Source organism: Tepidibacillus sp. LV47, from assembly GCF_048381575.1.
Lineage (GTDB): Bacteria > Bacillota > Bacilli > Tepidibacillales > Tepidibacillaceae > Tepidibacillus.
In genome coordinates this window covers 275,132-296,924 of sequence record NZ_JBLWIF010000001.1, presented here as the reverse complement: position 1 = coordinate 296,924, position 21,793 = coordinate 275,132, and the positions used below count along the sequence as shown (strand labels likewise).

Sequence of the window (21,793 nt, the reverse complement as noted above, 5' to 3'; positions counted from 1 at the left end):
TGGAGGTGTTTTTGGTGCCTTTAACACCGCTGGATATACATAATAAAGAATTTAGTCGAGCATTCCGTGGGTATGATGAAGATGAAGTGAATGAATTTCTTGATCAAATTATTAAGGATTATGAAGCGTTGATCCGTCAAAATAAAGATTTAGAAGAAAAAATTCTTCAAGCCAATGAAAGATTACAACATTTTACCAATATTGAAGAAAGTTTAAGCAAATCGATTATAGTTGCTCAAGAAACTGCGGAAGAAGTGAAAGCCAATGCCAAAAAAGAAGCTCAATTAATCATCAAAGAGGCAGAAAAAAATGCTGACCGCATCATTAATGAAGCATTGATTAAAGCAAGAACCATCGCTTTAGAAATTGAGGAATTAAAGAAAAAAGCAAGTATTTATCGCAAACGATTCCGTACTCTTTTAGAAGCACAATTAGAGATGTTGGATGAAAAAGCATGGGATGAAATGGAACAACTTGATTCTCTTGAGCAATTAGAAAAAGATAATTGACGTATAAACGTTGACTTTTTGTCGATAATTAATGTATATTTGTTCATTATATATCTTAAATACAAAAAACTATGATTGGGACACGTTTCATTAGAATGGATTCCAAGCGAGCTAGGGATTGGTGGAAGCCTAGTAATCTCATTTTATTGAAATATCACCCATGAGTTGCTTTCTGAAAGCAAGTATCTGCAAGTAGGAAAAGTCGGTGTATGCCGTTATCTGAATGAAGTGGCTTTTAGCTATTAGGGTGGTACCGCGGGTAACCTTCTCGTCCCTAGATTTGGGTTGAGAAGGTTTTTTTATTCCTTTAGTATCATTGTTACGATAGAAAAAAATCATGAGGAGTGAAGAAGGTGGATTATACAAAAACATTAAATCTGTTAAAAACAGATTTTCCAATGCGGGGTAATTTGCCAAATAAAGAGCCAGAAATTCAAAAATGGTGGGACGAAGTTGATATCTACCATAAAGTCCAAGAAAAACAAAAAGGAAAACCAAAGTTTATCCTTCATGATGGACCGCCTTATGCAAATGGCGATATTCATATTGGCCATGCCTTAAATAAGGTATTAAAGGATTTTATTGTTCGCTTTAAAACGATGCAAGGTTATGATGCTCCTTACGTTCCGGGATGGGATACTCATGGCCTACCTATCGAACATGCGATTATTAAGAATCAAAAAATCAACCGCCATGAAATCAGTCCCATCGAGTTCCGTAATATGTGTCGTGACTATGCTCTTTCTTATGTAGAAAAGCAAAAAGAGCAATTTAAACGCCTTGGTGTACGCGGGGATTTTGATAACCCCTATATCACACTAAAACCAGAATACGAAGCAAGACAACTTCGGGTTTTTGGAGAGATGGCGAAGAAAGGTTTAATTTACAAAGGATTAAAGCCTGTTTATTGGTCTCCATCATCCGAGTCTGCTCTTGCTGAAGCAGAGATTGAATATAAAGAAAAGAAATCTCCATCGATTTATGTGGTTTTTGAAGTAGTAGATGGGAAAGGAAAACTACCAAAAGGTTCGAATATTGTCATTTGGACCACAACCCCATGGACCATACCTGCAAACTTAGGAATCTCCATTCATCCAGAATACCAATATGTACTTTTTAAGGCCAATAACCAACAGTACCTTGTTGCCAAGGAGTTATTGGATCAAGTGAAAGCTGAGATTGGCTTTGAAGAAGTAGAAATCCTTCAAGAATTTAAAGGAGAAGAATTAGAAGGTGTTCTTTGTCAACATCCATTCTATGATCGTACATCCCTAGTGATGTTAGGGGAACATGTTACATTAGATGCAGGTACAGGTTGCGTCCATACCGCTCCTGGACATGGGGAAGATGACTTTTATGTAGGTCAAAAATATGGTCTTGATGTTTTATCCCCCATTGATGACCAAGGGAAGTTCACTAGTGATGCTCCAGGTTTTGAGGGAATGTTCTATGAGGATGCCAACAAAGAAGTGACGAAGAAACTAGATGAAGTCGGCAAATTGTTAAAACTTGGCTTTATCAAACATCAATATCCTCATGACTGGCGGACGAAACAGCCTGTGATTTTCCGTGCGACAGAACAATGGTTTGCTTCCATTGATAAAATTCGCCAACAAATGTTGGAGGAAATTAAAAATGTTAAATGGGTCCCACATTGGGGTGAACAGCGTCTCCATAATATGATTGCCGAACGTGGTGATTGGTGTATTTCCCGTCAACGGATTTGGGGAGTGCCTATTCCGATCTTCTATTGTCAAGATTGCGGCGAAACGATTTTAAATGATGATACCATTAATCATCTAATCAAGTTGGTTGAAAAAGAAGGCACAAATGTTTGGTTTGCAAGAGAGGCCCATGAATTAATGCCTGAAGGATATCAATGTCCATCCTGTGGCGGCACTCACTTTAGAAAAGAAACGGATATTATGGATGTTTGGTTTGATTCTGGTTCCAGTCACGAAGGGGTGCTTACCCAAAGAGAAGAACTGCGTCGTCCTGCTGATCTCTATCTTGAGGGCTCTGACCAATATCGCGGTTGGTTTAACTCTTCCCTATCTACAAGTGTTGCTGTTACTGGAAAAGCGCCATATAAGGCGGTATTAAGCCATGGTTTTACCTTAGATGGCGAAGGGAGAAAGATGTCCAAATCCTTAGGAAACGTGATTGTTCCCCAAAAGATTATGGATCAACTCGGGGCAGATATTCTTCGTCTATGGGTGGCATCGGTTGACTATCAAGCGGATGTGCGTATTTCGGATAATATCTTAAAACAAATCTCAGAAGTTTATCGGAAGATTCGCAATACCCTTCGTTTCTTAGTCGGAAACTTAGAGGGATTTGATCCAAAGACGGATAAAGTGCCTCTTGACAAAATGAATGAACTAGACAAATATGCCATGATGAAAACGAAGCTGCTCATTGATAAAGTCATCAAAGCCTATGATGAATATGAATTCCATACTGTTTATCAATCGATTCACAACTTCTGTACCGTCGATATGAGTGCATTCTATTTAGATATCGTTAAGGATCGTCTTTACATTCAACCCTTACATTCGCCTTCAAGGAAAGCTGCGCAAACCGTGTTGTATGAAGTTTTATTAGCTTTAGTCAAATTAATTGCACCGATCCTTCCCCATACGGCTGATGAAGTGTGGAAGTATATTCCTGGTGTAGAGGAGATTAGTGTTCAATTAACGGAAATGCCTGACTGGTCCCATATCGAAGTGGATCAGCAGTTAATGGAGAAATGGAACCGATTCTTGAAAGTTCGTGATGAGGTCTTAAAAGCCCTTGAAGTAGCAAGAAAAGATAAAGTGATTGGTCATTCTTTACAAGCAGCGGTGTACATCTATCCATCACAAGAAGTGGCCGAATTACTTCGTCAATTTGATGAGTTAGATAAACTATTTATCGTTTCCCAAGTATATGTACACGATCATGAAGCTCCAGCTGATGCCATGGAGTTAGAAGGTCTTCATGTTCTCGTTACACCGGCAGAAGGAGAAAAGTGTCAACGTTGTTGGGTGGTAAGCCCAGAGGTTGGTAAGAAACATGAAGAACTCTGCCCAAGTTGTGCTGATATTGTAGAGAAGCATTATAGTCATTTAGTAACTGAATAAGTAAGGTAAAAATAAAAGCTTAGGGCTCAATCAGCCCTAAGCTTTTATCGTTTGCGCCCGGGTATGGATGTTATTTCTAAAGAGAAATTGTTGATCCACCAGACTATGATAACTTAACTTGACTTTATGTAATCAACCAAGTCAGTTTGTTTAGTAATGGTAAAAATGCGTAAACTATGAATAATGAATATAGGAGGTAGGGAAATGAAGGATCAAACTCAGGGTAATCAATCGATTGAAAAAGAAAATGAGAAGAAGGATGAGGAAAAATACTCCTTAGAATGGATTGGGAAAAAAATTGATGAATTAGGTATACAGTTGGAACGGGTACAAATCGCTGATTATGTTGCTTTATTAAATCGGCCTCATCGATTGTTTTTTATTAACCTTTTAACTGGGATTGCAAGGGGAATCGGGATTGCGCTTGGGTTTACCGTATTTGCTGCTACTATCATTTATATTTTACAAAAATTAGGCGCTTTAAATTTACCGATTATTGGGGATTATATAGCTGATATTGTCAAAATTGTCCAAGCCCAATTAGATATTGAGCGAAGTTTTCGATAAAAGAGGTGCGATATAATGAATCAAAAAGATCTTCAACATTTCAAGGAATTATTGCTAGAAGAAAAAAAATCACTTCTGCATGAATGGGAAACCAACAATCATTTTAACTTAGATGAAAGTATGAAAGATTCGATTGGAGAACTTTCCCTTTATGATAACCATCCAGCAGATATTGGATCAGAACTGTTTGAACGAGGAAAAGATTTAGCTTTAAAAGAAAACCAAAAACATATTCTTGCTCTGATCGACGACGCATTAACACGAATTGAAAATGGAACCTATGGGTATTGTTTGACTTGTCATATAGAGATACCCAAAGAACGATTAGAAGCAGTCCCTTATGCAAAATATTGTATTGAGCATCAAACGAATAACGAGATCTCGATACAACGCCCCATTGAGGAACAATTCCTTATGCCTCCTTTTAGCAGAACAAGTTTTGATGGGAAAGAGAATGAAACAGGATTTGATGGGGAAGATGCTTGGCAAGTTGTTACAAGATATGGGACATCGAATCCTGCCGACTATTTTGCACGTGGTGAAGATTACGATCATTTATACATTGAAAGCGATGAACCAGATGGTTATGTGGATCAAGTAGAAGGGTTTATCATTACGGATATCACTGGCAGTCCAAGTGTAGATCATGTAGATATTGCACGGAATAAAGCTTATGAAGCCTATATTAAAAGTCATGAAGGAGAAGAAGGAATTACAGAAATTTATATTGATGAAGAAAGGAAGTAAGAAGTTAAAATATTTAGTCCCCTTAAGGAATAAAAGGGGGCTTTTGTTTTGCAAGTTGTAGATGAGGCGCCCCTATGCTACAATGGGCAGAGAAAGAATAGAGGAGGAACCAATGTTGTTATACTATCTTGTATCATTTGTCATTGTACTGATTGATCAATTAAGTAAATGGATGGTCATACATAACATGGACCTTTATGAAAGCATACCCTTGATTGAAGGCTGGTTTCACATTACATCCACGCGAAATCGCGGCGCTGCTTTTAGTATTTTACAGAACCAACGCACTTTCTTTATCATTCTAACATCAATTGTTGCCGTTTTCTTAATTTATTATATTTGGCAAGTTAAGGAGACCCAAAAAATACTCACTTTTGGTTTGGCCCTGATCTTAGGTGGTGCCATTGGAAATTTAATCGATCGCATTATATTTGGCGAAGTGATTGATTTTATCGACGTGCGAATTATTCACTTTGCAATTTTTAATATTGCCGATTCAGCGATTACGATCGGTGTGATTCTGATGATATGGAAACTATTTTTTACCAAATCAGTTCAATAGGAATGAGGTTGTGAAATTGGATCGGTTTGAAAAATATGAGTGGACAATTGAAGGGGATCAAGTCGGAGAACGAATTGACAAATTTTTGGCAGAACAGTTTGAACAATGGTCGAGAACACAGATTCAACAATGGATCAAAGAAGGCTATATCACAGTGAATGATCAAGTAGTGAAAGCTAATTATAAAGTAAGTGAAAATGATGAAATTGTCGTCAAGATTCCCCCCCAAAAAGAATTAGAAATAGAGCCTGAAAACATACCCTTAGATATCGTTTATCAAGACCAAGATGTTGTTGTGGTGAATAAGCCTAGAGGCCTTGTTGTTCATCCTGCACCTGGTCACTATTCGGGAACTTTGGTTAATGCCTTACTTTATCATATTAAGGATTTATCAGGGATTAATGGGGTATTAAGACCAGGAATTGTTCATCGGATCGATAAAGATACTTCAGGATTGATGATGGTGGCTAAAAATGATTTAGCTCATGAATCTTTGGTTCGCCAATTAAAGGAGCATACCGTCCATCGGGTTTATACGGCTTTGGTTCATGGGAATATTCCTCATGATCTTGGGACGATCGACGCACCCATTGGTCGAGATCCCAAAGATCGAAAAAAAATGGCTGTTGTTCATAAAAATAGTAAACATGCTGTCACTCATTTTGTGGTAAAAGAGCGGTTTAATGGGTATACGCTAATCGAATGTAAGTTAGAAACAGGAAGAACTCACCAGATTCGCGTACATATGCAATATATTGGGCATCCATTAGTGGGCGATCCTCTATACGGTCCTAAGAAAACGCTAGATATTGATGGCCAAGCTTTACATGCTAAAGTGTTAGGGTTTCACCATCCACGAACAGGAGAGTATATGGAATTTGATTCAGAATTACCACAGGATATGGTTCGGTTGCTGGAACAATTGAGAGGAAAATAAAAAAATTAAAGTTTTTATCAAAAAATGTTTGACATACAAATGGAGATAGTAGATAATATGAATAACAATTGAAAGTTCCTTTAACTCAGTCCTGAGAGGCTGAAAAGGTGATCGGATGATTAAAAGATATAGTGTTTGTTGTCTGATATTACAAGCTTTTGCCTCTCGTGGCAAAAGCTTTTTTTTATGCACACGATCACCGCTAAATGGAGCGCAAGGAGGTGTATCAGGTGGTAAGAGAAAGAGTATTACTAGATGAAGCAGCAATTGGGCGAGCATTAACAAGAATTGCACATGAAATCTTAGAAAAGAATAAAGGAATAGAAGATCTCGTTCTTATTGGCATTAAAACAAGAGGAATTTACCTAGCTAGGAGACTAGGAGAAAAGATTAAGATGATTGAAGGGCAAGACGTACCAATTGGTGAATTAGATATTACCCTTTATCGTGATGACTTATCAGAAAAAAGTGATCAACCCTTAGTACAAGGAAGTCACATCGATTTTAGCATTGAAGGAAAAAAAGTTATTCTCGTGGATGATGTGCTTTATACAGGACGCACCGTTCGTGCTGCTTTGGACGCCTTGATCGATATTGGCCGCCCCCAATTGATTCAATTAGCGGTTCTAATTGATCGAGGGCATCGGGAACTTCCAATTCGTCCAGATTATGTTGGCAAAAACATACCAACTTCAAGACAGGAAATGATATCTGTTCAATTAAAAGAAGTGGACCAAAAAGAACAAGTAGTTATACGACAAACGACTACCCTTTAAAATCAGTCCAGAGAGGCTGACAAGGGTTCTTATTCGTAAGGGATCATTGAAATGCTTAACGAGAATCCCTTCGAACTGAACCTCTTTCGTCTCGAAAGAGGTTTTTTATTAGGAAAAAAACTAATATAAACCTCTTTTAAAAAGCTTAAAGACAATTTTCTGGAAAAGAGGAGGAGTAACATGAATAAGAAACCTGTTTTAGATGTAAATGAGATCCCAAATTTATTAAGTTGGATTCCCCTTAGCTTTCAACATTTGTTTGCGATGTTTGGTGCAACGATTTTGGTTCCAATCTTAACTGGATTAAATCCATCAGTCGCACTTCTTTCAAGTGGTATAGGAACATTAGCCTATTTGATGATCACAAAAGGTAAAATTCCAGCCTATCTTGGCTCATCCTTTGCTTTTATCGCTCCCATTATCACGGTTTCTAAAACAGAAGGATTAGGAGCAGCAATGTTTGGAGCATTGCTTGCTGGGATCATTTATGCCATTGTTGCACTGATCATATACAAGTTTGGTTCTGAATGGATTCATAAACTCTTACCACCAGTTGTCATTGGTTCAGTGGTTATCGTTATCGGTTTAGGACTAGCTACAGTCGCTGTTGATATGGCAATGAATGTGAAAGTTAACGGACAAACGATTTATTCACTAAAACACTTCTTCATTGCATTAGCTACTCTAGCGATAGCAATCCTAGCTAGTACCATGTTTCGCGGGTTCTTAGGTGTTATACCAATTTTACTTGGAATTATCGGCGGATATATCATTTCTTTATTTGCAGGTATCGTGGATTTAACCAAAGTTTATGAAGCACCTTGGTTTGCAATCCCTACCTTTACAACTCCTGAATTTTCATGGAAAGCAGCCATTATTATGGTCCCTGTTGCTTTAGTCACGATCACAGAACACATTGGGCACTTAATGGTGACAGGTAGCATTATGAATCGGGATCTTGTCAAAGACCCAGGATTACATCGCTCGATCCTTGGTGATGGTGTGGCAACTTCTCTTGCTGCGTTAATTGGTGGACCGCCTAATACCACTTATGGTGAGAATATTGGTGTCATGGCAATCACCCGTGTATACAGTGTCTATGTCATCGCAGGAGCTGCGCTTTTCGCGATGAGTTTTGCCTTCATCGGAAAATTAGGAGCATTAATTTCAACGATTCCAACACCTGTCATGGGTGGAGTATCCATACTCTTATTTGGAATCATCGCTTCGGCAGGTCTGCGTATGTTAGTGGAAAATGGAATTGATTATAGCGATAAGCGAAATCTTGTGATCTCTTCGGTGATTATGGTGATTGGTGTAGGGAATGCAGCCCTTCATTTAAAAGGGATTCATATAGACATTGAAGGAATGGCACTAGCAACAATTGTCGGAGTGATTCTTAACCTTGTATTACCAACGAATAAACAAGGAGAAAATGAAATAGAAGTAGAAGAAACGGACAATTTAGCACAAAGTTCGATCAATAGAAAAACGATAAAAGCAAGTTTATAATTTATAAAATCAAGAAACCTTTAAAGCAGTCCAGAGAGGCTGGTAAGGTTCTTCAGCTTACAATCATACCATTCACGTTTTATTCGAATTTTTGGAATCATAAGATAAACATAAAGTTTCATAGGAAAAAGCTGGATATGATTGGAAGTTTAAGGATCTTCTTACCAACCGTAAGGAGATCCTTTTTTAACGCCTTCATAATTAAGGGATGAATGAATTAGGTCTATGAACAAAAGAAAGTAAGTAAGGAGTGAGAGAAAAATGGGACAACATTTATTAAGCATCGATGATTTAACCATTGAAGAGATAGAAAAAATCTTTAACAGAGCGAAATATTATGAGCAATATCATCCATTTATACGTCCACAGTTTCAAAATCGTTTTGTCGCGAATCTGTTTTTGGAACCAAGTACAAGAACACGTTTCTCCTTTGAGATCGCAGAAAAACGATTAGGAGCAGAAGTTCTTCAGTTTCAACAAAGTGTATCGAGTATCACGAAGGGAGAGTCGCTGTTAGATACGTTAAGAACACTTGAATCACAAGGAGTAGAGGCAGCAGTGATTCGAATTTCTGAAGAAGGGTTACTAAGGAAGCTATCTGAAAAAGTATCTCTAAAAATTATTAATGCTGGTGAAGGAAGGATTGAACATCCCACTCAAGCATTATTAGATTTATATACCATTCGTAAATATTTTCACACAGTAAAAGGGCTTAGAATCGCCATCATCGGTGACATATCCCATAGTCGGGTTGCCCATTCCAATGCGGCACTTTTAAAAAGGTTGGGGGCACAGCTGATCTTTAGCGGACCAGATTCATTGATGGATGATTCTTTAGAAGGAACGATTCTACCTGTTGATGAAGCGATTCAAAATGCCGATGTGGTCATAATGCTACGAATTCAATTTGAACGGCAAAAGATGAACTATATTTCTTCAAAAGAGAACTATCGAGCAGAATTTGGTTTCACAAGAGAACGTTTAAAATATCTTCAGCCTCATTCCATCATCTTGCACCCTGCACCAGTGAATCGCGGATTGGAGATGGACGATGAAGTCGTTGATCATCCCCAGTCAAAAATCTTTGAACAAATTCATAATGGAGTATGGGTTCGAATGGCTGTCATTGAACGAGCATTGGAGGGAAATTTAAGATGGGAATCATTATCAAACAAGGAAATGTGTGGTATCGAAATCGGTGGATTCAGAGAGATATCCTAATTGAAGGTGAGTTAATTCAGGAAATCAAAGAAGAGATCATCCCTAAGATGGAAGATCAAATTGTTTATGCTAGTGGGAAGATCGTTGTACCAGGATTTATCGATGTCCATGTTCATTTACGTGAACCAGGATATGAAGAGAAAGAAACCATCAAGACAGGGGCAAAAGCAGCAGTCAAGGGTGGGTTTACAACTATTGCGTCTATGCCAAATACCAAACCAGTCATCGATCAAGCTGAACTTATTACCTATGTTCTAACGAAAAGCGAACAAGCAGGTTTTGCAAAAGTATTAGCGATTGGTGCGATTACAAAGGAACAAGAAGGACAAAAATTAGCTGATCTATTTGGGATGAAAGAGAAAGGAGCAGTTGGCTTTTCTGATGATGGAAGAGGTGTGAAATCGTCAGGTTTGATGAAACAGGCCATGGAGATAGCGAAAACCTTGGGTGTACCCATTCTTGCTCACTGCGAGGATATTGACCTTACCAACGGTGGAGTCATTCACGACGGAAGAATGGCAAAAGAGTTGGGAGTACCAGGTATACCCGCAGAAGCAGAGTACATCCAGTTAGCGCGGGATTTAATCTTGGCGGAAATAACAGGTGTTCACTACCATGTATGTCATGTAAGCAGTAAACGATCTGTTGAATTGATCCGTGAAGCAAAAGCAAGAGGGGTGAATGTCACAGCTGAGGTGACGCCTCATCATCTGGTCTTAACTGAAGATGATCTTAAAGAGCCGTATGCACAATTTAAGATGAATCCTCCCTTACGAACAGAAGAAGATCGTCAAGCCTTGATTAAGGGGTTAAAAGACGGGACGATTGATATGATCGCTACCGATCACGCTCCCCATACAGAACAAGAAAAAGGAAAAGGACTATTAGAAGCTCCTTTTGGCATCGTGGGACTAGAGATCGCCTTTCCCCTTTTGTTTACGAATCTAGTAAAACATCATTTGATCTCACTAGAACAACTCATCGATTCGTTAACTATAAAACCAGCCTCGTTGTTTGGATTAAATCTTGGAAAGATTGAAAAAGGAAGCATTGCGGATATAACCATCATCGACCTAGAAAAAATCCAATCTGTCGATCCTACACAATTTGCATCAAAGGGCAAAAATACCCCCTTTGTTGGCTGGAAATTACAGGGATGGCCAATAATGACAATCGTCAACGGAAAAATTGTCTGGGAAGAGAAGGAGGAATAAAGATGGCAAAAGCTACTCTTTATCTTGAAGATGGAACAGAATTGACAGGTGAATCATTTGGAAGCACAGGGGAAGCAATTGGAGAAATTGTATTTAATACTGGGATGACGGGTTATCAAGAAGTATTAACCGATCCTTCTTATTATGGGCAGTTTGTTATAATGACTTATCCTTTGATCGGAAATTACGGCGTGAATCTTAAAGACTTTGAATCCGTAAAACCTAGAGTATTTGGGTTTATTGTTAGGGAATATGCAGAATCACCTTCTCATTTTGAATCGGTGATGAATATCGATCAATTTTTGAAGGAACACAATATCTTAGGAATTGCTGGAATCGATACGCGAATGCTAACGAGAAAAATTCGTACTAAAGGCACAATGAAAGCCTTATTATCGACAAATGAGATGAATAAAGAAGAAGCGATGAAAAGATTAAAAGCACCATTACAAAGGAATCAGGTCCCACAAGTTTCCATTCCTTCGCCAATAACATTACCAGGCAAAGGCTATCATGTTGTATTGGTCGATTACGGTTATAAGCAAGGAATTGTTCGCGAGTTACTAGAAAGACAATGCAAGGTAACCATTGTCCCGCATAATACCTCACTTAAAGAGATTGAGAGTCTTCATCCAGATGGGGTCTTGTTATCCAATGGCCCTGGTGATCCAAAAGATGTACCTTGGGCAATTCCCATGATCCAAGGTCTTATTGAAAATAATATTCCACTCTTTGGCATCTGCCTTGGCCATCAATTGTTTGCATTAGCCAATGGAGCAGACACGAAGAAAATGAAATTTGGTCATCGGGGAAGTAATCATCCTGTAAAAGATTTAGTAACCAATCGAATTGTGATCACTTCACAAAACCATGGTTATACCGTAACCAAAGAATCATTGGAACAATGTCCTTTAACGATTACTCATATTGCAATAAATGATGGAACTGTAGAGGGTTTAGCTCATCATACGGCACCTGCATTTTCCGTTCAATATCATCCTGAAGCGTCCCCAGGACCTTTTGATAGTCGCTATCTATTTGACCAATTTATCGAAAAAATCCATGCATCAAAGGAGGAGAAAAAAAATGCCTAAACGCACAGACTTGAAAAAAGTTATTGTGATTGGCTCAGGTCCCATAGCAATTGGTCAAGCTGCAGAATTTGATTATGCAGGAACTCAAGCCTGTCAAGCAATACGAGAAGAAGGAATCGAAGTCGTTTTAGTCAATAGTAATCCAGCTACGATCATGACCGATCTAGAAATGGCGGATAAAGTCTATATGGAACCTTTAACCGTAGATTTTCTCGAGCGAATCATTCGCATCGAAAAACCAGATGGGATTCTAGCAAGCCTCGGAGGTCAGACTGCATTAAACCTAGCAATGGAACTGGAACAAAGAGGAGTTTTATCCAAAATGGGCGTAGAACTACTCGGGACGAAGAAAGAGACGATCCAAATCGCAGAGGACCGGGAACAATTTCGTAACCGAATGAACGAAATCGGTGAGCCAGTACCAGAAAGTAAGATTGTCTACAATTTAGAGGAAGCATATTCCTTTATTAAAGAGGTAGGTTATCCTGTGGTAATTCGCCCTGCTTTTACCTTAGGTGGTACAGGTGGTGGGATTGCTTACCAAGAAGCAGATCTGATCGAAATTGTTCAAAATGGACTTTCAGCTAGTCCGATTCACCAAGTTCTGCTGGAGAAAAGCCTGTTAGGTTACAAGGAAATCGAATATGAGGTGATTCGTGACCGTAATGGGAATAAAATCGTCGTCTGCAATATGGAAAACATCGACCCAGTTGGGATTCACACTGGAGATAGTATCGTTGTTGCTCCAAGCCAAACTTTATCTGATCGAGATTATCAGAACTTACGTAGTTCTGCACTAAAGATTGTAGAAGCTTTAAATATTGAAGGTGGTTGTAATGTGCAATTCGCATTAGACCCTAAAAGTGAAAGCTACTACGTCATTGAAGTGAATCCAAGGGTAAGTCGTTCTAGTGCGCTCGCTTCGAAGGCGACAGGTTATCCAATAGCCAAAATCTCCGCAAAAATTGCAATTGGTTACACCTTAGATGAAATTAAAAATCCGATTACTCAGACTACCTATGCTAGTTATGAACCTTCTCTTGATTATGTTGTGACCAAAATACCCCGTTGGCCTTTTGACAAGTTTCATTCAGCGAATCGAAAACTAGGTACACAGATGAAAGCTACGGGTGAAGTAATGGCGATAGGGCGATCATTCGAGGAATCATTACAAAAAGCAATCCGTTCCTTAGAACAAGGGTATGACGGTTTATATCAACCGAATTCCTTTGCTAGATTTACACGGGAAGAGTTAATCGGGAAGATGAAACAGGCTGACGATCAACGGTTATGGGTGATAGCGGAATCGTTTCGTAGGGGAATAACAGTTGAAGAGATTCATGGGATAACAGGTATTGATCCCTTTTTCCTATTTAAGATCAAACGATTAGTTGACATAGAACAGGAGATTTATAATGAAGAGCTGAATCCAACTACACTTTTACGATGGAAACGATTTGGTTTTTCTGATCGACAAATTGCCCAAATCAAAGGATTGAAAGAAGAAGAGGTACGAGCAGCAAGAGTTCAATTTCAAATCCGACCTGTTTATAAAATGGTCGATACCTGTGCAGCCGAATTCGATTCTTCCACACCTTATTATTATTCTACTTATGAGATGGAAGACGAGGTTGTTCCTACCAACAAACCCTCCGTTCTCGTATTAGGTTCAGGACCCATTCGAATTGGGCAAGGAATCGAATTTGATTATTCTACGGTTCATGCCGTTTGGGCAATAAGAGAAAAAGGGTTTGAGGCCATTATCATCAATAATAATCCGGAAACTGTTTCTACCGATTTTAATACATCAGATCGGCTTTATTTTGAACCGCTAACCTTTGAAGATGTCATGAACGTGATTGAAAAAGAAAAACCGATCGGGGTCATTGTTCAATTCGGAGGTCAGACTGCCATCAATCTAGCAGAAAAATTAACGGAACATCATGTGCCAATTTTAGGTACGACTCTTGATCATATTGATCAAGCTGAAGATCGTAAACGATTTGAACAATTATTAAAAGAATTGGGGATTAAACAACCAAAAGGGGAAACGGTTTTATCGATCGATGAAGCAATCCATGTTGCAAAGCGACTCGGTTACCCTGTATTAGTTCGTCCTTCCTATGTCCTTGGCGGAAGAGCGATGGAGGTCATCTATTCACAAGATGAATTAATTAATTATATGAAACAAGCAGTCATGGTATCCTCTGATCATCCGGTTTTAATCGATCGTTATCTCCAAGGAATTGAAGTGGAAGTGGATGCGATCAGTGATGCCACAAATGTACTCATCCCTGGTATTATGGAGCATATTGAACGAGCGGGTGTTCATTCAGGTGACTCGATTGCAGTATATCCACCCCAATCTTTAACCGATGAAGAAATCAATCAAATTGTCGATATTACAACGAAACTTGCACTGGCGATGGAAACAAAGGGGCTGATGAATATTCAGTTTGTGATTCATCAGCACGAAGTCTATGTGATTGAAGTCAATCCAAGAGCATCAAGAACGGTACCCTTTTTAAGCAAAGTTACTAAAATCCCGATGGCCAATCTTGCAACAAAAATCATCTTAGGTGACACGTTGCAATCCCTTGGATATCCTTCAGGCTTGTGGCCTGTATCCGATCAGGTGGCTGTAAAAGTACCTGTTTTCTCCTTTGCGAAACTTCGTCGGGTAGATGTGACCTTGGGACCAGAAATGAAGTCAACAGGGGAAGTGATTGGAATAGATACCAATTTCGCTAAAGCCTTATACAAAGGATTGGTGGCAGCTGGTATTCATGTACCTGTAAATGGAACGATTTTAGCAACGATTGCGGATAAGGATAAAGAAGAGTCACTTCCTTTATTTCGTCGCTTCTATCAACTCGGGTTTCAGATTATGGCGACAAAAGGCACAGCGGAATTTCTTATAAAACACGGTATTCCGATTACACCAGTACAAAAATTAAGGGAAGGCACGCCGAATATTCTTGACGAAATTCGCTCGCGAAATGTTCATCTCGTCATTAATACCTACACAAAAGGGAAAAATACGGAACGAGATGGTTTCAAAATACGCCGGGAATCTGTGGAATACGGAATTGCCTGCCTTACCTCTCTTGATACAGCCTATGCGTTATTGCATGTACTCGAATCTTTATCCCTTTCCCTTCAACCATTATCTAAAGGTGGTGAGTGAAATGAAGCAAGAAATAGCGATCATTTTAAGGAATGATCCTTTAACAAACCGAGTCTATCGAATGGAAGTGAAAGTAGAAGATTCGTTATCCTTGGTTCAACCGGGTCAATTCTATTATATCCATGTGAATGACAGTACGGCTCCTTTATTGCGAAGACCGATTAGTATCCATGATGTAGACCTGAACAACCAACAACTCACTTTTATTTATCGGGTTGAGGGAGAAGGGACCAAACGACTAAGTCAAAAGAAAGCAGGAGATCCAATCGATCTTCTTGGTCCTCTAGGGAATGGCTTTTCCGATCCTAAATTACAAGATAAGCGAAAAGTCGTTCTAATCGGTGGAGGAATCGGGATTCCTCCTCTCTATTACCTAGGCAAGCACTTAATAGAAAAAGAATTTCAAGTTACGAGTTTACTAGGATTCCAGTCGAAGCAAGAGTCATTTCTTATCGATGAATTCTTAAGTCTCGGGGAGACGAGAATTGCAACTATTGATGGTTCATTAGGCATAAAAGGGACAGTACTGGATTTGATTCATGATCAGCTAGACGATTGGCAAGTTTTTTATAGTTGTGGACCAAAAGGAATGTTACGAGCGATTCAACAAAAATATTTTTTCGACCAGTCTATCGAAGGGTATCTTTCTTTAGAAGAACGAATGGGGTGTGGAATTGGTGCCTGTTATGGGTGTGTAGTAAAAGTTGATTCTAATTATGATCCAAAAGGTTATAAAAAGGTTTGTTCCGATGGGCCTGTTTTTCCTTTTCGGGAGGTGATTCTATGAAGAACCGACTAGAAGTGAAATTAGGCGATTTGGTATTAAAGAATCCGATTATGCCTGCATCAGGGTGTTTTGGTTATGGGCGAGAATACGCGAAATTATATGATCTGCGTCTATTGGGAGCAATTGTTGTCAAAGCAACTACTTTGGAAGAACGGTTAGGAAACCCTACTCCCCGTATTGCTGAGACACCTAGTGGAATGTTGAATTCAATTGGTCTACAAAACCCTGGGGTCGAGGCTGTTATAAAAGAAGAACTTCCTTGGTTATCCCAATTTCAAACACCAATTATTGTAAATATAGCAGGGACATTAGTAGAAGACTATGTAGCCGTAGCTGAGAAAATCTCAGCCGTTCCTGAAGTAGCGATGATCGAGTTAAACATTTCTTGCCCCAATGTCAAATGTGGAGGAATCACCTTTGGAACAGATCCAAAGGTAGCCTATGAATTAACCAAAGCAGTAAAAGAAGTAAGTAAAGTTCCCGTTTATGTGAAATTATCGCCAAATGTAACTGACATTGTTTCAATGGCAACGGCGGTAGAAGAAGCAGGAGCCGATGGTCTAAGTATGATTAATACGTTGATTGGTATGCGGTTTGACTTAAAAACCAGAAAACCGGTACTAGCGAACCAAGTAGGTGGTTTATCAGGGCCGGCGATTAAACCTATTGCCTTACGAATGATTTATGAGGTGTATAAGAATGTTTCCATTCCGATCATTGGCATGGGAGGAATTACATCTGCGGAAGATGTGATTGAATTTTTCCTTGCTGGCGCTTCTGCGGTTGCTGTAGGTACGGCCAATTTCATCGATCCATATGTCATGCCAAAGATTATTCAAGATTTAGAACGTGTCCTGGATGAAATGGGTGTTGGACAAATATCCGAACTGACAGGGGAAGGGTGGAACTATCAATGAATAATCCTTCAATACGTGATCGAATCATTGTCGCCTTAGATGTACCAACTGAAAAAGAAGCCCTTGATCTGGTCGCTCGATTTGAAGGTGAACTTCGATTTGTAAAGGTGGGAATGGAGCTATTTTATGGCGCGGGTTATCCCATCATTGAAAAATTACAGAAATTGGGGATTAAAATCTTTCTTGATCTCAAGCTTCATGATATTCCCAATACAGTGGGAAGAGCAGCTGCTCAACTGACAAAAATGGGAGTAGAAATGTTTAATGTTCATGTGGCTGGCGGCATTCGGATGATGGAAGAAGCAAGGAATCAAATGGAAAAAAACCTCGCTGCCAAACAACAAAGACCCATTTTAATTGGGGTAACTCAATTGACCAGTACTGATGAACAAATGCTTCATGACGAGATTGGAATTCCTTATTCGATGGATACCGTTGTAAAACATTACAGCAAACTAGCGAAAAAAGCTGGTTTGGATGGAGTAGTGTGTTCTCCTTTAGATGTTAGTAATATTAAAGGGACTTGTGGAACTCATTTTTTGACAGTTACACCTGGAATTCGTCTTCCTGGTGGAATGAATCATGATCAGAAACGAATCACGACACCGGAACAAGCGTTTCAATTTGGCTCGGACTATATTGTGGTTGGGAGAATGATTACAGAAGCAAAAGAACCCGCAAAACAATTGGAAGAGATCGTTCGAAATGTAGAAAACATACTGAATTAAAGAATAGGAGTGAAAAATATGGATCAGAAAGAAATTTTCAATTTATTTCAAGAGTTAGGAGTTCTAAAGGAAGGGCATTTTCTCCTCACATCAGGACGTCATTCTGACAAATACATGCAGATGGCTCAATTATTACAATATCCAAAACACACCGAGAAACTGTGTCGAATTTTAGCTGAGAAAGTACCTGAAAAAGAAATCGATTTAGTCATTTCTCCAGCTGTTGGCGGGATTATCGTAGGTTATGAAATGTCAAGAATCTTAGGAGTTAGAAATATCTTTTGTGAACGGGAAAATGGGAAGATGACATTACGAAGGGGTTTTCAGATTCGACCTGGTGAAAAAGTGCTGGTTGTCGAAGATGTGGTCACCACTGGTGGTTCAGTAAAAGAAGTGATTGAAGTAGTAAAAGAGAACGGCGGAGAAGTTATCGGTGTTTGTGTTCTCGTTGATCGCAGTAATGGAAAAGTAGATTTTGAAGTTCCCTTTCAATCCCTCATATCCATGGAATTGGAATCCTATGATCAGGAATCATGCCCGATCTGTAAAGAGGGAAACATCCCAGTGATCAAACCAGGAAGTCGGGGATTAAGATAAGCAGAAAAACAGCCATTCCCAAACGTCCCAATACTTCTCCTCTAGAAACTTGAGAAACTTTGGTATATAAAATAAATGATATAAAAAAATAACTAATATGGATCTTTTTTTCTTAGATAATACATCTAGAGGAGGTACTTGTATGCAAATTGGATTGATTGGCTTAGGGAAAATGGGCTATAATATCGCCTTAAATATGAGAGATCATGGTCATCAAGTAGTAGCATATAATCGTTCGCCTGAGAAAGTGAAAGAGATTGAAAAAGAAGGAATCATAGGAGCATATAGTATTAAGGAGCTTGTGAATAAGCTTGAAGGAAGAAAAGTGATTTGGATCATGGTACCAGCAGGAGATCCAGTTGACCAAATGATTGATGCGCTGGTACCACTTTTAAACAAAAAGGACATCATTATTGATGCAGGAAACTCAAACTATAAAGACACTTTAAGAAGATATGAGCAATTAAAAGCAAAAGGGATTGATTTTGTGGATGTAGGAACAAGTGGTGGTATTACTGGGGCTAGAAATGGAGCTTGTACGATGATCGGTGCTGAAGATGAAGTGTTCCAATATATTGAACCTTTAGTAAGAGATATTAGTGTTGAAAATGGTTACTTACATACAGGACGAAATGGTTCGGGTCACTTTGTTAAAATGGTTCATAACGGAATCGAATATGGGATGATGCAAGCGATTGGTGAAGGGTTTGAAATCATGGAAAAAAGTCAATTTGACCTTGACTTGCAAAAAGTCGCTAGAGTCTTTAATCACGGATCGGTGATCCGCAGTTGGTTAATCGAATTAACAGAGAGAGCCTTTTCAAAAGATCCCCATTTAGATTCCATTAAAGGAGTTATGCATTCTTCAGGAGAAGGTTTATGGACGGTTCAAGAAGCATTAGACCTAAGAGTTCCAGCACCAGTTATCACCGAATCCTTGTTTATGAGATACCGCTCTGAACAGGAAGATACCTTTGCAGGTAAAGTGGTTGCAGCCTTACGAAACGAATTCGGTGGTCATGCAGTCGAAAAAAAATAAAGAAATAGACGAAAAAGGTGGTTGCTAATGAACACCGATTTATCTAACATCTTTGTTATCTTTGGTGGAACAGGGGATTTAACTTATCGCAAATTGATTCCTGCACTCTACAATTTACATCATGAGAACCAACTGCCAGAACATTTTGCGGTCGTTTCCATTGGCAGAAGAGACAAAACAAGTGAACAATATCGTAATGAATTAGTGGATTCCGTAAAACAGTTTTCCAGATTCCCGTTTATAGAAGAAGTATGGAAAACTCTAGGAGAACGACTCTATTATGAACAGTTTGATTTTTCTCAGGATGTAGGATATTACCATTTGAAGGAATTTCTTCAGCAATTAGATCAAAAATACCAAACAAACGGAAATCGTATTTATTATTTAGCGGTTGCTCCAGAATACTTTGGCTTCATCGCTGAGAAATTAAAAATTCATGGATTAGTAGAGAATCAAAGATCATGGCAACGGGTTGTAATTGAAAAGCCCTTTGGCAGAGACCTTCTATCTGCCCGAGAATTAAATCAGCAAATGATACAAGTTTTTACTGAGGAGAATACTTATCGTATCGATCATTATTTAGGTAAAGAAATGCTGCAAAACATTATGGTGATCCGTTTTGCCAATGCTCTCTTTGAACCCATTTGGAACCATCGATATATTGACCATATTCAAATTTCCTCAAGTGAAACGGTGGGAGTTGAAAACCGGGGTGGCTACTATGAAAAAGCAGGGGCACTCCGGGATATGATTCAAAACCATATGCTACAACTTCTCACGTTAACGGCAATGGAGCCACCGATTAATCTTAAAACGGAGTCCATTCGGGATGAAAAGGTAAAGGTTTTGCGTTCCATTGAAGAGTTCACGAAAGAAACCGCAATCAAAAATACGGTCCGTGGCCAATACGGTCCAGGAATGATAAAAGGGAAAAAAGTTCCTGGGTATCGGGAGGAAGAACGGGTTTCTCCTACTTCCACAACTGAAACATTTGCAGCTTTAAAATTACATATCAACAATTTTCGTTGGTCAGGGGTTCCATTTTATATTCGCACAGGAAAACGAATGCCAGCGAAGTCTACAGAGGTCATTGTTCAATTCAAACAACTAGAACACACATTATATTTTAAAGAATACAAAGATAATTTAATGCCAAACCTCTTAGTCATTCGGATTCAGCCCCTTGAAGGAATCTATTTACAATTTAATGCTAAACAGCCTGGAACCAAGAATCACATTGTCCCTGTAAAAATGGATTTTTGTCAGAATTGTCAAGTGGGGACCAATTCACCAGAAGCTTATGAACGATTAATATACGATGTCATGAGAGGCGATTCTACTTTATTTACTCGCTGGGATGAAGTGGAATATTCATGGAAACTGGTCGATACCATTGCCGAAGTTTGGCAAAATCAACCGATTGATTTTCCTAACTACCCATCTGGCACATGGGGACCAAAGGAAGCGGATGAATTGCTCCACCGTGACAGGCGAAGATGGTGGAATGTTGGAGAAGGGGAGATGATGAAACTATGAAAATTTTTGATATCTCCATGCCCATTCATTATCACATGCCTGTGTATAAAAATAAAGAAGAAAAACGCCCGCAACTGAAAACCGTACAAGACTTTAGTACAGCAACGGCGTATGAATCGCGAATCGATATGGATATGCATACAGGAACCCATATAGATGCCCCATTGCATATGATTAATGGGGGAGACACCATTGATTATTTGGATCTATCCAAAGTCATAACCCCATGTAAAGTGATTGATTTGACTTATTTAGAGCAACAAATTACACGTGAAGATTTGCTTGGGAAAGAGATTGAAAAGGGAGATTTTATCCTTTTTAAAACGAAAAATTCCTATGATGAAGGATTTAATCCAGAATTTATCTTCCTTGAAAAAAGTGGAGCCAAATATTTGGCAGAGATACAAATTAAAGGCGTTGGTATTGATGCTCTAGGAATTGAGCGAAGTCAACCCAATCATGAGACACACCTTCAACTTTTTCAGGCTGGAATCGTGATTTTAGAGGGGTTACGCCTGAAAGAAGTGGAAGAAGGAGAATATTTTCTTTATGCAGCACCCTTATATATCAAAGGTGCAGAAGCAGCTCCAACTCGTGCCATCTTGATCAAAGAAAGATAACAATGTCATGCGTCGAAGTTTAGGTAAGGTTTCATTTGAAGTTAAACTTCAGATGAAATCTTTTTTTATGATATATTTCGTTTACTATTCATAAATCTATAGCAAATGTATAATAAGTGTA

Annotated in this window: 19 protein-coding genes and 1 other annotated feature; all 19 genes read left to right on the top strand. The window is 38.9% G+C overall.

The genetic code is table 11. From position 1 onward, the window contains the following. The first annotated feature begins 14 nt into the window (after positions 1–14). The 19 genes from ACMW72_RS01460 (at position 15) to ACMW72_RS01370 (ending at position 21,672) form a co-directional block, all read left to right on the top strand. The gene (locus ACMW72_RS01460) at positions 15–509 is read left to right on the top strand and encodes a DivIVA domain-containing protein (protein ID WP_418367058.1); all 495 of its coding nucleotides are present in this window, start codon (positions 15–17) and stop codon (positions 507–509) included. A 62-nt stretch (positions 510–571) separates the two neighbouring features. Beyond that, positions 572–788: a binding site (T-box leader), on the top strand. 74 nt (positions 789–862) lie between these two features. Next, positions 863–3,631, top strand: coding sequence for an isoleucine--tRNA ligase (gene ileS, locus ACMW72_RS01455; RefSeq protein ID WP_418367057.1), 2,769 nt, complete (start codon positions 863–865; stop codon positions 3,629–3,631). 204 nt (positions 3,632–3,835) lie between these two features. Continuing rightward, the gene (locus ACMW72_RS01450; protein ID WP_418367056.1) at positions 3,836–4,198 is read left to right on the top strand and encodes a DUF5665 domain-containing protein; all 363 of its coding nucleotides are present in this window, start codon (positions 3,836–3,838) and stop codon (positions 4,196–4,198) included. Positions 4,199–4,213: 15 nt separating this feature from the next. Then, on the top strand, positions 4,214–4,945 hold the full coding sequence (locus ACMW72_RS01445) for a TraR/DksA C4-type zinc finger protein (protein WP_418367055.1): 732 nt from the start codon (positions 4,214–4,216) through the stop codon (positions 4,943–4,945). Between the two features lie 112 nt (positions 4,946–5,057). Further along, a complete protein-coding gene (gene lspA / locus ACMW72_RS01440) occupies positions 5,058–5,507 on the top strand; it encodes a signal peptidase II (RefSeq protein WP_418367054.1) in 450 nt (149 codons plus the stop codon). A 16-nt stretch (positions 5,508–5,523) separates the two neighbouring features. Continuing rightward, positions 5,524–6,444 carry an RluA family pseudouridine synthase gene (locus ACMW72_RS01435; RefSeq protein WP_418367053.1) on the top strand — a complete coding sequence of 307 codons (921 nt, stop codon included), beginning with the start codon at positions 5,524–5,526 and terminating at the stop codon, positions 6,442–6,444. 230 nt (positions 6,445–6,674) lie between these two features. Next, the gene (gene pyrR, locus ACMW72_RS01430; RefSeq protein ID WP_418367052.1) at positions 6,675–7,220 is read left to right on the top strand and encodes a bifunctional pyr operon transcriptional regulator/uracil phosphoribosyltransferase PyrR; all 546 of its coding nucleotides are present in this window, start codon (positions 6,675–6,677) and stop codon (positions 7,218–7,220) included. 180 nt (positions 7,221–7,400) lie between these two features. Then, on the top strand, positions 7,401–8,732 hold the full coding sequence (uraA, locus tag ACMW72_RS01425) for a uracil permease (RefSeq protein WP_418367051.1): 1,332 nt from the start codon (positions 7,401–7,403) through the stop codon (positions 8,730–8,732). Between the two features lie 261 nt (positions 8,733–8,993). Next, on the top strand, positions 8,994–9,953 hold the full coding sequence (locus ACMW72_RS01420) for an aspartate carbamoyltransferase catalytic subunit (RefSeq protein ID WP_418367050.1): 960 nt from the start codon (positions 8,994–8,996) through the stop codon (positions 9,951–9,953). Further along, positions 9,887–11,167: a dihydroorotase gene (locus ACMW72_RS01415; RefSeq protein ID WP_418367049.1), complete on the top strand. Its 1,281-nt coding sequence runs from the start codon at positions 9,887–9,889 to the stop codon at positions 11,165–11,167. Before ACMW72_RS01420 ends, ACMW72_RS01415 begins: the two co-directional genes overlap by 67 nt. A 2-nt stretch (positions 11,168–11,169) precedes the next feature. After that, on the top strand, positions 11,170–12,261 hold the full coding sequence (locus tag ACMW72_RS01410; protein WP_418367048.1) for a carbamoyl phosphate synthase small subunit: 1,092 nt from the start codon (positions 11,170–11,172) through the stop codon (positions 12,259–12,261). Beyond that, complete coding sequence (gene carB, locus ACMW72_RS01405) at positions 12,254–15,448, top strand: carbamoyl-phosphate synthase large subunit (RefSeq protein WP_418367047.1); 3,195 nt, start codon at positions 12,254–12,256, stop codon at positions 15,446–15,448. Before ACMW72_RS01410 ends, carB begins: the two co-directional genes overlap by 8 nt. A gap of 1 nt (position 15,449) precedes the next feature. Beyond that, positions 15,450–16,235 carry a dihydroorotate dehydrogenase electron transfer subunit gene (locus ACMW72_RS01400; RefSeq protein ID WP_418367046.1) on the top strand — a complete coding sequence of 262 codons (786 nt, stop codon included), beginning with the start codon at positions 15,450–15,452 and terminating at the stop codon, positions 16,233–16,235. Next, positions 16,232–17,152, top strand: coding sequence for a dihydroorotate dehydrogenase (locus ACMW72_RS01395; protein WP_132766626.1), 921 nt, complete (start codon positions 16,232–16,234; stop codon positions 17,150–17,152). Before ACMW72_RS01400 ends, ACMW72_RS01395 begins: the two co-directional genes overlap by 4 nt. After that, positions 17,149–17,880 (top strand): orotidine-5'-phosphate decarboxylase, encoded by a 732-nt coding sequence (gene pyrF / locus ACMW72_RS01390; protein ID WP_418367045.1) that lies wholly within the window; start codon positions 17,149–17,151, stop codon positions 17,878–17,880. The genes ACMW72_RS01395 and pyrF overlap by 4 nt, the downstream gene beginning before the upstream one ends. Before the next feature lie 18 nt (positions 17,881–17,898). Further along, the gene (gene pyrE / locus ACMW72_RS01385; protein ID WP_418367044.1) at positions 17,899–18,477 is read left to right on the top strand and encodes an orotate phosphoribosyltransferase; all 579 of its coding nucleotides are present in this window, start codon (positions 17,899–17,901) and stop codon (positions 18,475–18,477) included. A 142-nt stretch (positions 18,478–18,619) separates the two neighbouring features. Further along, on the top strand, positions 18,620–19,516 hold the full coding sequence (gnd, locus tag ACMW72_RS01380) for a phosphogluconate dehydrogenase (NAD(+)-dependent, decarboxylating) (protein WP_418367043.1): 897 nt from the start codon (positions 18,620–18,622) through the stop codon (positions 19,514–19,516). Between the two features lie 27 nt (positions 19,517–19,543). After that, the gene (gene zwf, locus ACMW72_RS01375) at positions 19,544–21,052 is read left to right on the top strand and encodes a glucose-6-phosphate dehydrogenase (protein WP_418367042.1); all 1,509 of its coding nucleotides are present in this window, start codon (positions 19,544–19,546) and stop codon (positions 21,050–21,052) included. Beyond that, a complete protein-coding gene (locus ACMW72_RS01370; RefSeq protein WP_418367041.1) occupies positions 21,049–21,672 on the top strand; it encodes a cyclase family protein in 624 nt (207 codons plus the stop codon). The genes zwf and ACMW72_RS01370 overlap by 4 nt, the downstream gene beginning before the upstream one ends. Positions 21,673–21,793 lie beyond the last annotated feature (121 nt).

Excerpts from the sequence above, each read along its gene's own strand:
- ACMW72_RS01450 (WP_418367056.1), top strand. The coding sequence starts at position 3,836 with ATGAAGGATCAAACTCAGGGTAATCAATCGATTGAAAAAGAAAATGAG.
- ACMW72_RS01445 (WP_418367055.1), top strand. The coding sequence starts at position 4,214 with ATGAATCAAAAAGATCTTCAACATTTCAAGGAATTATTGCTAGAAGAA.
- lspA (WP_418367054.1), top strand. The coding sequence starts at position 5,058 with ATGTTGTTATACTATCTTGTATCATTTGTCATTGTACTGATTGATCAA.
- uraA (WP_418367051.1), top strand. The coding sequence starts at position 7,401 with ATGAATAAGAAACCTGTTTTAGATGTAAATGAGATCCCAAATTTATTA.
- ACMW72_RS01420 (WP_418367050.1), top strand. The coding sequence starts at position 8,994 with ATGGGACAACATTTATTAAGCATCGATGATTTAACCATTGAAGAGATA.
- ACMW72_RS01415 (WP_418367049.1), top strand. The coding sequence starts at position 9,887 with ATGGGAATCATTATCAAACAAGGAAATGTGTGGTATCGAAATCGGTGG.
- ACMW72_RS01410 (WP_418367048.1), top strand. The coding sequence starts at position 11,170 with ATGGCAAAAGCTACTCTTTATCTTGAAGATGGAACAGAATTGACAGGT.
- carB (WP_418367047.1), top strand. The coding sequence starts at position 12,254 with ATGCCTAAACGCACAGACTTGAAAAAAGTTATTGTGATTGGCTCAGGT.
- ACMW72_RS01400 (WP_418367046.1), top strand. The coding sequence starts at position 15,450 with ATGAAGCAAGAAATAGCGATCATTTTAAGGAATGATCCTTTAACAAAC.
- ACMW72_RS01395 (WP_132766626.1), top strand. The coding sequence starts at position 16,232 with ATGAAGAACCGACTAGAAGTGAAATTAGGCGATTTGGTATTAAAGAAT.
- pyrF (WP_418367045.1), top strand. The coding sequence starts at position 17,149 with ATGAATAATCCTTCAATACGTGATCGAATCATTGTCGCCTTAGATGTA.
- pyrE (WP_418367044.1), top strand. The coding sequence starts at position 17,899 with ATGGATCAGAAAGAAATTTTCAATTTATTTCAAGAGTTAGGAGTTCTA.
- gnd (WP_418367043.1), top strand. The coding sequence starts at position 18,620 with ATGCAAATTGGATTGATTGGCTTAGGGAAAATGGGCTATAATATCGCC.
- zwf (WP_418367042.1), top strand. The coding sequence starts at position 19,544 with ATGAACACCGATTTATCTAACATCTTTGTTATCTTTGGTGGAACAGGG.
- ACMW72_RS01370 (WP_418367041.1), top strand. The coding sequence starts at position 21,049 with ATGAAAATTTTTGATATCTCCATGCCCATTCATTATCACATGCCTGTG.